An 8,990-nucleotide genomic window follows, 5' to 3' on the forward strand; every position below is an offset into this window, starting at 1 on the left:
TTTTGTGTGGTTGTTTCTGACTCCAGTCTCCGCGCGCGCTCTCTCGTGGGAGCGTGTGGGTCTGGGTCGACACCGGGGGCCGCTTGGACTGCGGGCTACGGGTTACGGGTTGGGGATGCTGCAGTTGCTGTCCTGCGGGCCCGCCAGGGAGGCGCCGTTGGAGTAGTCGTGCTGGGTGCTGTAGGCGGGGCAGATCTGGTCGAGCGACGCGACGGCCGTCCAGATGTCCGGGGAAGTGGCGTGGATGTTGACGTAGCCGTAGACGTCCTTGCTGCTCTGGTCCCCGATGGTCGCCTGGCCGGCGTAGCCGTTGCTCGCCATCAGGTACACCTTGACCTGGGAGCCGTTTCCCTGGAAGCCGCCGGACCACTGGAAGTGGGCGATCGCCGTCTGGCTACAGCTGTCGTACTGCTGCTCGACCTGGCCGACGTAGACGCCGTTGTTGTAGATGTTGCCCGGGAGGCCCTGGTCGCTCACCCCGCAGGCGAGACGCGGGGCCGGGGCGGCCGAGGCGGCGGTGCTCATCGTGAGCGCGGCGGTCGCCGCGAGGGTGACCGTGGCGACGGCGTGGCGAATACGCATTGGGTGTTCCCCCTGGGTCGGTCCCACGGCCGGAGCGGCCGGGGTTCGAGGGGAGCGTAGGCAGGCGCCGAGGAGGCGACGTAGGCGCGTTCAGGCCAAAACCCTTAGCTGGGGCGCCAGTTGAGGGGGATTTACCACCCCGCCGGCGGACGGATGACGGGAGTTGGGATCCCCGCCACCCGCCCGTCGCGTAGCCCTACGCCCCGGCGGGACGGGTGGAGCCGTAGGAGCGTTCGACCTTGGCGACGAGGAGGGAGCAGGCGGGCCCGGACGGCCGGGGCCGGGCGTGGGAGCGGCGCTGGCGATCTTTCCCCCGGCTGCTCTGGTGGTCCTGGTCGGCACGTCGGCCGCCGGGGTCCGCTCGGCGGTGGCGGACCTGCGGCTGGCCGGCGAGGAGAACCCGGCCGTCGTCGAGATGCTGTCCGACGTCCCGGCCAGGGTCGCCAAGCTGGAGGACCTGGAGGACGAAGGCCCGGGCGCCGACGTGTGGTGGTCGATCGCCGACCTCGAAGCCGGACCAGGCCCGTGGTGGACCTGACCGACACCGGGGACCGGCTCCTGCAGATCACCGACACCCACCCCACCCTCGCCTACCGCCGCCCCTGACCCGCCATGCCGCCCGGCGCGGCGGGTTCACGGCAGCGGGGTGGCCAGCAGCGGCTGATCACCCTGCCGGCCGGGGCCCAGGCACCGGGCGGTGCCGGCGCGGATCGCCACGCGCAGGGTGCCGGCCGGGTCGGGGGCGGTCGAGTGCAGCACCACCTGGGACTTCGTGGCCCGGATCTCGACCAGCTGGCGGAGGGGTCCACCTCGGGTGACGGCCCCCGGCCCGGCCGTCGAACCCGCCCCCGACGGCGGCACCGCCTACGCCCTCGGCCTCGCCGAGCCGGTCAGACCTGGTTGAGGCCGCCGTCGACGAAGAGTTCGGCTCCGGTGGTGAAGGAGCTCTGGTCCGAGGCGAGGAAGAGAGCCGCGGCGGCGACCTCGTCGGGGCGTCCGATCCGGCCCAGCGGAATCCTGGCGACGAGCTCGTCCAGCGCGGGCGCCTGCTCCGCGATCAGACTGCGGATGGCGGGAGTCTCGATCGGGCCGGGGCTGATGGCGTTGACCCGGATGCCGCGGCCCGCGAGCTCGGCGGCCCACGTGCGGACGAGGTTGCGGTCGGCGGCCTTGGTGGCGCTGTAGACGCTCATCGCCTGGACGCCCGTCGACGCGTTGGTGGAGGCGAGCACGATCACCGAGGCGCCGTCCGGCAACAGGGGCAGCGCCTTCTGGACGGTGAAGACCACCCCCCTGACGTTGATGTCGAAGGTCCTGTCGTAGTGCTCCTCGGTGATCTTCCCGAGCGGGGCGAGCTCGCCGACGCCGGCATTGGCCACCACGACGTCCAGCCGTCCGCTGCGTGCCTCGATCGCCGCGAAGAGCCGGTCGAGGTCGTCGAGATTCGACACATCGCTCTGGACGCCGATGGCCCGTTCGCCGACGGCTTCCACGGCCTCGTCCAGCTCGGCCTTGCGCCGGCCGGTGAGGTAGACGGTGGCACCTTCGGCGGCGAACCGACGGACGACGGCGAGACCGATCCCGGCCGAGCCCCCGGTCACCAGGGCGACCTTCCCATCCAGCTGTCCCATGGTTTCCACTCCCTTGACCATCACTGCTTCGACCATCGCTGGAGTTACTGCTTCCGGTGGGAGCGCCGAAGCCCCCGCCGGGAATTCCCACGGGCGTTCCGTGTCCACCGGCGCCGCCCGGCCCCGGAAGCCGTCCGAGGCGGCTTTCCCAGCTCGTTCTCCTCGGCCGCGTGGCCGGTGAGGAAGAGGAAGACGTCGTCGAGGGTGGGCCTGCGCAGGCCGATGTCGTCGATGAGGACGCCCAGCCCGTCCAGCTCGCGGATGACGTCGGCGAGCACCCGTGCGCCCCCGCCCACCGGCACGAGGATTCGCCGGGTGTGCTGCTCCACGCTGAGCGGGCCCCCACCGTACGGGGCGAGCGCCGCGACGGCCGCACCGATCTGCTCGCGGTCGTGGACCACCACCTCCACCCGCTCGCCGCCGGTCCTGGTCTTGAGGTCGTCGGCGGATCCGCGTGCGATCACCCGGCCGTGGTCGACCACGACGATGTCGTGCGCCAGCCGGTCGGCCTCCTCCAGGTACTGGGTGGTGAGCAGCAGGGTGGTGCCCTCCGCGGCCAGCATCTCGACGACCTCCCACAGCGCCAGCCGGTTGCGCGGGTCCAGGCCGGTGGTGGGCTCATCGAGGAACATCACCGGGGGCCGCACCACCAGCGCGGCCGCCAGGTCGAGCCGGCGGCGCATGCCACCGGAGTAGGTCCTGGCCGGCCGGTCGGCCGCCTCGGCGAGGTCGAACCACTCCAGCAGCTCGCGGGCGCGCGCCTTGGCGTCCCTGCTCCGCATCTGGTAGAGCTCGCCGACCATCTGGAGGTTCTCCCGGCCGGTGAGGTATTCGTCGACCGCCGCGTACTGGCCGCAGAGGCCCAGCAGGCTGCGGGCCCGGCCGGGGTGCTTGAGCACGTCCACCCCCGCCACGTGGGCGCTGCCCGCGTCGGGCCGCACCAGGGTGGTGAGCACCCGTACCGTGGTGCTCTTGCCGGCGCCGTTGGGGCCGAGCAGGCCCAGCACCGTCCCCTCCGGCACGTCCAGGTCGACCCCGTCCAGGGCCCGTACGTCGCCGAAGTCCTTCACCAGGCCCTCGGCCCGGATGGCCGCCCTCATGTGCCCCTCCTTCTCCTGGAACCAGCCGGGAACCACCTGACGGCCGACACTGGCAGGATCCCCCCGGAGCGCCCGTCGTGCGCTTCGGCGGGGGATCGGAGGCACCGCGTGCGCGGCCGCCGGGATGCGGGCCACCCGGGTGTGGTGGAAATGTGGAGGAGAGAGCCCGGCCCTGCCCTGGCCGCCCCACCGGGTTCCCGAAGGCCGTGTGCACCGGACGAGAAGGACCGAGGACCCGCACAGACCTGCGGCGGTCACACGCCGGCCGCCCGGAGGCCCCCGCCGGCTCACCCTGCCTTGCGCGAATCGATACCGGATGCGTCTCCTGCCGATACCGGATGCGTCTCCTGCCGAATCGAGGCGGTACCAGTGGATCTCAGGATGTCGGTCGAAGCCCGGGAGGCGTTCCTCGCCAGCCCGCACGTGGGAATCCTGGGGGTGGACGACGCGCGCGACGGCGGCGGACCGCTGCTCGTCCCGCTCTGGTACTCCTACCGGCCCGGCGGGCTGGTGACGATCCAGACCGGGCGGACGACGCTGAAGGCCCGGCTCATCCGCAGCGCGGGCCGGTTCAGCCTCTGCGCGCAGGTCGAGTCGGCGCCCTACCGCTACGTCAGCGTGGAGGGGCCGGTGGTGGCCGTCGAGGACCCGCTGCCGCCGGCCGCACGCGAGGAGCTGGCCCGCCGGTATCTGGACGCGGACACGGCGGCGGCGTACCTGGACGCCAACCGGCGGCAGCTGGCCGACGACGTCCTCATCCGCATGAGGCCCGAGAGATGGCGGACCGCCGACTTCGCCGCCTTCGCCAAGGAGTTCGAACCCTAGCTTCCCGCGCGCGGTCCGTGTGCGGCAGAGAGCGTGACGTCCCGATGAACACCCGAACAACGACGCATCAGGAGGCGGCCGAGCACGCTGCGGCGGTGCCGTATCCACGCGATCGCTGCCTCCACGAGCTGTTCGACGCCCGGGCGGTGCACCGCCCGCGGGCCATCGCCTCCGTACAGCACGGCCGCGGCATCAGCTACGGCGAACTCAAGCTCCGCTCCGACGCGGTGGCGGCCCGGCTGCACGACTCCGGCGTGCGGTACGGCGACACGGTCGGGGTGTGCGGGGCCCGCTCTCCGGAGGCGCTGGTCGCGTTCCTGGGCATCCTCAAGACCGGTGCGGCCTACGTCCCGCTCGACGACGCCTCACCACCCGCGCGTCTGCAGGCGATGGCCGAGGACGCGGGGGTGCACACCGTCGTCACGCTGCCCGGCAGCTCCCGCCGCATCCGGCGCGTGCGTTCCCGCATCGACCTGGGTGGCCTGGCTCCGAGCGCCCCGGCCACCCCGACCGACCCGGCCGCGGTGCCGCAGGCCCGGGTGCTCCCCGCGGACTGCGCCTACGTGATGTTCACCTCCGGCTCGACCGGCCGCCCCAAACCCGTGGCGATCCCGCACCGCGGAGTCGTCCGGCTGGCCGCCGCCGACCTGGTCCGGCAGCGGCCGCGGCCCGGTGAGCGGGTGCTGCACGCCTACGGCCTCTCCTCGGACGCCTCCACGATCGAGATCTGGCCCGCGCTGCTCGCCGGCGCCTGCATCGTGATCGCCGACCAGGAGGAACTGCTGTCGCCGACCGCCCTGGAATCGCTGCTGCTCTCCGAGCGGGTCAGCATCGCCTACCTGACCACCGGGGTGTTCCACCACATCGCGCGCACCAGGCCCTCGGCGCTGCGGTCCCTGCGGTTCGCCTCGGCCGGAGGCGAGGCGATGGACGCGGAGCTGGCCCGCGCGATACTGGCGGCCTGCCCGGACACCACCGTGGTCAACTTCTACGGCCCGACCGAGAACAGCGTGGTGTCCACCGCACACGCGCTGCACGACCTGCCTCCCGAGGCGACGGCCGTGCCGATCGGCCTCCCCCTGGAGAACTCCACCTGTCACGTGCTGCGCCCGGACGGCACGCTCGCCGACACCGGTGAGGAGGGCGAGCTCCTCGTCGGCGGGGACGGGCTCGCCCTGGGGTACCTCGGCGACCCCGGGCTGACCGCCGAGCGCTTCGTCGACGACCTCGTCGAGCCCGGTACGCGCCTCTACCGCACCGGTGACCGCGTGGTCCGGCACCCGGACGGCGTACTGGAGTACCGGGCCCGGGTGGACCGGCAGATCAAACTGCGCGGGCACCGCATCGAGCCGGACGAGGTGGAGGCGCGGCTGCGCGCGGACGACGCGGTGGGCGAGGCCGTCGTCGAACGGGAGGGCGACGCCCTGATCGGGTACGTGACCCCGGCCCGCCCCGGCCAGGCACTGACCCTGGACCGCATCCGCAGCGCTCTCGCCACCTGGCTGCCCGCGGCCGCGGTGCCCGCGCGGCTGGTGGAACTCGCGCGGTTCCCGGTGACGGCCGGGGGCAAGGTCGACCGCGCCCGGCTGCGCAGGCTGACGGCGACCGAGGAGGCTGCCGTCCCGGCGGCGGTGAACGGCACCGCGTCCGGCCCGCAGGACACGGTGGCCCGGATCTGGCAGGTGGTGCTGGGTGTGCACCCGGCGCCGGGCGACAGCTTCTTCGACATCGGCGGCGACTCCCTGCTGGCAGCCGAGGCCGTCACCCGTGCGCTGGCCGCCTTCGGCCTCGACGCCCGGCACGGCCGCACCCTCGTCCACAGCCTGCTGCGCTCCCCGACACTGGAGGACTTCACCGCCGCCGTCGTCGCCGTCCAGGGCCCGCCCGGCAGGGTGAACGCCGACGCGGGCCCGGTGGACTTCCGCGCCGAGGTACGGCTGGGCTTCACCCTCCCGCAACCGCGCGGGCCGGAGCCGGACTGGCACCACCCCGCGGAGGTGCTGCTCACCGGCGCCTCCGGCTTCGTCGGCGCCTTCCTCCTGGACGCGCTGCTGCGCCGCACCGACGCCCGGGTGTGCTGCCCGGTGCGGAGCCGGGCCCCCGCCCACGCCCGGCAGAAGGTGATGCGCAACCTCGCCCGCTTCGGCCTCGCCACCCCCGAAGCCGCCGACCGCATCGTGTGCCTCCCCGCCGACCTCGCCGAACCCGGCCTCGGACTGGAACCGGGCCGCGCCGACGAACTCGCCGACACCGTCGACCTGGTGATCCACTCGGCCGCGCAGGTCAACTTCATCTATCCGTACGACGCGCTGCGCCGCACCAACGTGGAAGGCACCAGGGAGCTCATCCGACTGGCGGCCGGGCGCCGGGTGCCGGTGCACTTCCTCTCCACCATCGCGGTGCTCGCCGGCTTCGGAACCGCCGGCGTACGGCACGTCGACGAGGACCTGCCGCTCGACCACGCCGACGGGCTCACCATGGGCTACGCCGAGAGCAAGTGGGTCGCCGAGGAGGTGCTGCGCGACGCCGCGGACCAGGACCAGGGCCTGCCGGTGGCGGTCTACCGTCCGTACGAGATCACCGGCGACCGGCACACCGGCGCGTGCAACACCGACACCGCGATCTGCTCGCTGTTCAAGACCATCAGCGAGACCGGGCTCGCCCCCGACATCCGGCTGCCGCTGGACTTCGTCCCGGTGGACTTCCTCTCCGACGCCCTGGTGCACATCGCCACCACCCACCGCGCCACCCGCCGGACCTACCACATGACCAACCCCCGCGCCGCGAGCCTGTGCGACATGCTCGACCGGATGGACAGGGCCGGCCACCGGATCTCCCGGCTCCCCTACGAGGAGTGGGTGGGCGAGCTCGTCCGCCACGTCGCGCAGCACCCCACGAGCCCCACGGCCCCGTTCGTCTCGCTGTGCGTGGACCGCTGCAAACAGGCCGACATGTCCGTCAAGGAGATGTACTTCGAGGGCACCTTCCCCACCGTCGGGCGGGCCAACGTCGAGCACGACCTGGCCACCTCGGGCCTGCACTGCCCTCCCGTCGACGCGGAGCTGCTGGACCGCTACCTGGAGTACTTCTACACCACCGGTTACCTCGAACGCCCCTGCCCCCGCCACCCGGAAGAGGCGCGGGCATGAGCGCACGGCCGCCCGGTGCGCGGGGGGCCGGCGCCGAGCCGGACGTCCTGGACTTCCCGCTCCCGCCGCCGGGCACCATGGGGCCGCCCGAGGAGTCCGCGCGGCTGCGCGAGACCTGCCCCCTGGCCAGGGTCAGGCTGCCGATGGACGCGACCGCCTGGTACGCCACCCGGCACGAGGACGTCCGGATGCTCTTCGCGGACCCCCGGCTGATCAGGCCGACCATCAACGACTGGCCGCCGCGTCCCGGTCAACCCGCGGACGACGGGCCGCGCCTGGTCACGATCGCCGAACTCGACGGCCCCCGGCACGCGGCCCTGCGCCGGGCGCTGGCCGAGCCGTTCAGCTCCCGGGCCGTGCGCGACCACCTGCCACGCATCCGCGGGCTGGCCGGGCGACTGCTGCGCGCGTTCGAGGACAACGGCCCGCCCGGCGACCTGGTCGCCGGCTTCACCGACCCCTTCCCCCTGCTCGTGCTCTGCGACCTGGTGGGCATCCCCTTCGAGGACCGGGACCGGTTCCTCCCGGTGCTGGACGCGGCCCTCGGCGGCATGGTGACCTCGCAGGAGGGGCGCCGGGTCACCGGTCTGCTGCGCGAGTACGTCGCCGCACTGATCGCCCGGAAGCGGGACCGGCCCGGCGACGACGTCCTGACCCGGCTGGTCCGCCGGTGCGACGACGGCGAGCTGACCCACGACGACGTGATGGCCTTCGGGCTGTCCATGCTCACCGTCGGCTTCGGCATCAGCAGCTTCTTCCTGGCCGACACCGCGCACACCCTGCTCGACCGGCCGGGCCTGTGGGCCCGCCTGCGCGACGACCGGGAGCTGATGCCCGGCGCGGTGGAGGAGTTCCTGCGCTACATGCCGGTGATGAACGGCACCGTGATCCTCCTGGCGACCGAGGACATCGAACTGCACGGGCGGACGATCCGCGAGGGCGACGCCGTCATTCCCGTACCGGCCTGCGCCAACCGCGACGAGCGGGTGTTCGCCGACGCCGACCGGCTCGACCTGGAGCGGGCCGGCGCGACCACGGGCCGCGGGGGCCACCTCGCCTTCGGACGAGGAGCCCACAACTGCCTCGGCGCCCACCTGGCCCGCGCCGAACTGTCCGCGGGAGTCGAGGCGTTGTTCGACCACTTCCCGCGGCTGCGCCTCGCCGAAGGACAGGAACCCGCCTGGGACGACGAATCCGTGACCAAGTCACCGCTGACCCTCCCCGTCAGCTGGTGAGACCCGACCGGCCACCTCGCACACGATCACCTCACACCCGGCCACCTCGTACGCGGCCACCTCACACCCGGCCACCTCGTACGCGACCAGGGAGCACCGCCAGTGAGCAGCTCACCGCCGCAACCCGCCGCCGACCCGCCCGCCATCGACCTGCCCCTGCCGCCGCCGGGCACCATGGGCCCGCCCACGCAGTACGGGTGGCTGCGCCGGGAGTGCCCGCTCGCGGAGGTCCGGCTGCCGATCGGCGCCACCGCCTGGTACGCCACCCGCTACGAGGACGTCCGGGCCCTGATCGCGGACCCCCGGCTGATCCGGCCGACCATCAACGACTGGCCGCCCCGGCCTGACCGGGCCGCCGACGACGAGCCGGGCCTGATCACGATGATGGAACTGAACGGCCCCCGCCACGTGGCCCTGCGCAGCGCTCTGGCCGCGGCGATCAGCGTCCGGGCGGTGGGGCGGGGGGTG

General features: G+C 73.3%; 8 protein-coding genes and 1 pseudogene. 5 read left to right on the forward strand and 4 right to left on the reverse strand.

What is annotated here, in order from left to right; all coding sequences use genetic code 11:
- Positions 1 to 102 precede the first annotated feature (102 nt).
- Positions 103 to 582: a hypothetical protein gene (locus ACFV61_RS31850; protein WP_380495412.1), complete on the reverse strand. Its 480-nt coding sequence runs from the start codon at positions 580 to 582 to the stop codon at positions 103 to 105.
- A gap of 286 nt (positions 583 to 868) precedes the next feature.
- Between ACFV61_RS31850 and ACFV61_RS31855 the strand changes: the two genes are divergently transcribed.
- On the forward strand, positions 869 to 1,120 hold the full coding sequence (locus ACFV61_RS31855; protein ID WP_380345417.1) for a hypothetical protein: 252 nt from the start codon (positions 869 to 871) through the stop codon (positions 1,118 to 1,120).
- A gap of 95 nt (positions 1,121 to 1,215) precedes the next feature.
- Here the strand turns inward: ACFV61_RS31855 and ACFV61_RS31860 are convergent, their stop codons facing one another.
- The 3 genes from ACFV61_RS31860 to ACFV61_RS31870 all read right to left on the reverse strand — a co-directional run bounded on the left by ACFV61_RS31860 (position 1,216) and on the right by ACFV61_RS31870 (position 3,313).
- A complete protein-coding gene (locus tag ACFV61_RS31860) occupies positions 1,216 to 1,344 on the reverse strand; it encodes a hypothetical protein (protein ID WP_380375035.1) in 129 nt (42 codons plus the stop codon).
- A 128-nt stretch (positions 1,345 to 1,472) separates the two neighbouring features.
- On the reverse strand, positions 1,473 to 2,213 hold the full coding sequence (locus ACFV61_RS31865; RefSeq protein ID WP_380495414.1) for an SDR family NAD(P)-dependent oxidoreductase: 741 nt from the start codon (positions 2,211 to 2,213) through the stop codon (positions 1,473 to 1,475).
- Between the two features lie 44 nt (positions 2,214 to 2,257).
- Positions 2,258 to 3,313, reverse strand: a complete 1,056-nt coding sequence (locus ACFV61_RS31870) for an ATP-binding cassette domain-containing protein (RefSeq protein ID WP_380495416.1) — start codon at positions 3,311 to 3,313, stop codon at positions 2,258 to 2,260.
- Positions 3,314 to 3,694: 381 nt separating this feature from the next.
- Here ACFV61_RS31870 and ACFV61_RS31875 point away from each other — a divergent pair, with 381 nt between their 5' ends.
- The 4 genes and pseudogenes from ACFV61_RS31875 to ACFV61_RS31890 all read left to right on the forward strand — a co-directional run.
- Positions 3,695 to 4,138: a pyridoxamine 5'-phosphate oxidase family protein gene (locus tag ACFV61_RS31875; RefSeq protein ID WP_380424379.1), complete on the forward strand. Its 444-nt coding sequence runs from the start codon at positions 3,695 to 3,697 to the stop codon at positions 4,136 to 4,138.
- Positions 4,139 to 4,233: 95 nt separating this feature from the next.
- Positions 4,234 to 7,287 carry an amino acid adenylation domain-containing protein gene (locus ACFV61_RS31880; RefSeq protein WP_380495418.1) on the forward strand — a complete coding sequence of 1,018 codons (3,054 nt, stop codon included), beginning with the start codon at positions 4,234 to 4,236 and terminating at the stop codon, positions 7,285 to 7,287.
- On the forward strand, positions 7,284 to 8,522 hold the full coding sequence (locus ACFV61_RS31885) for a cytochrome P450 (protein ID WP_380495420.1): 1,239 nt from the start codon (positions 7,284 to 7,286) through the stop codon (positions 8,520 to 8,522). Before ACFV61_RS31880 ends, ACFV61_RS31885 begins: the two co-directional genes overlap by 4 nt.
- Before the next feature lie 102 nt (positions 8,523 to 8,624).
- Positions 8,625 to 8,990, forward strand: a pseudogene (locus tag ACFV61_RS31890) (cytochrome P450); the annotation flags it as partial.

This window comes from Kitasatospora sp. NPDC059817 (assembly GCF_042731835.1).
Classification (GTDB): domain Bacteria; phylum Actinomycetota; class Actinomycetes; order Streptomycetales; family Streptomycetaceae; genus Kitasatospora.

Coding starts and splice junctions, on each gene's coding strand:
- ACFV61_RS31850 (WP_380495412.1), bottom strand. CDS start 582: ATGCGTATTCGCCACGCCGTCGCCACGGTCACCCTCGCGGCGACCGCC.
- ACFV61_RS31875 (WP_380424379.1), top strand. CDS start 3,695: ATGTCGGTCGAAGCCCGGGAGGCGTTCCTCGCCAGCCCGCACGTGGGA.
- ACFV61_RS31885 (WP_380495420.1), top strand. CDS start 7,284: ATGAGCGCACGGCCGCCCGGTGCGCGGGGGGCCGGCGCCGAGCCGGAC.
- ACFV61_RS31870 (WP_380495416.1), bottom strand. CDS start 3,313: ATGAGGGCGGCCATCCGGGCCGAGGGCCTGGTGAAGGACTTCGGCGAC.
- ACFV61_RS31865 (WP_380495414.1), bottom strand. CDS start 2,213: ATGGGACAGCTGGATGGGAAGGTCGCCCTGGTGACCGGGGGCTCGGCC.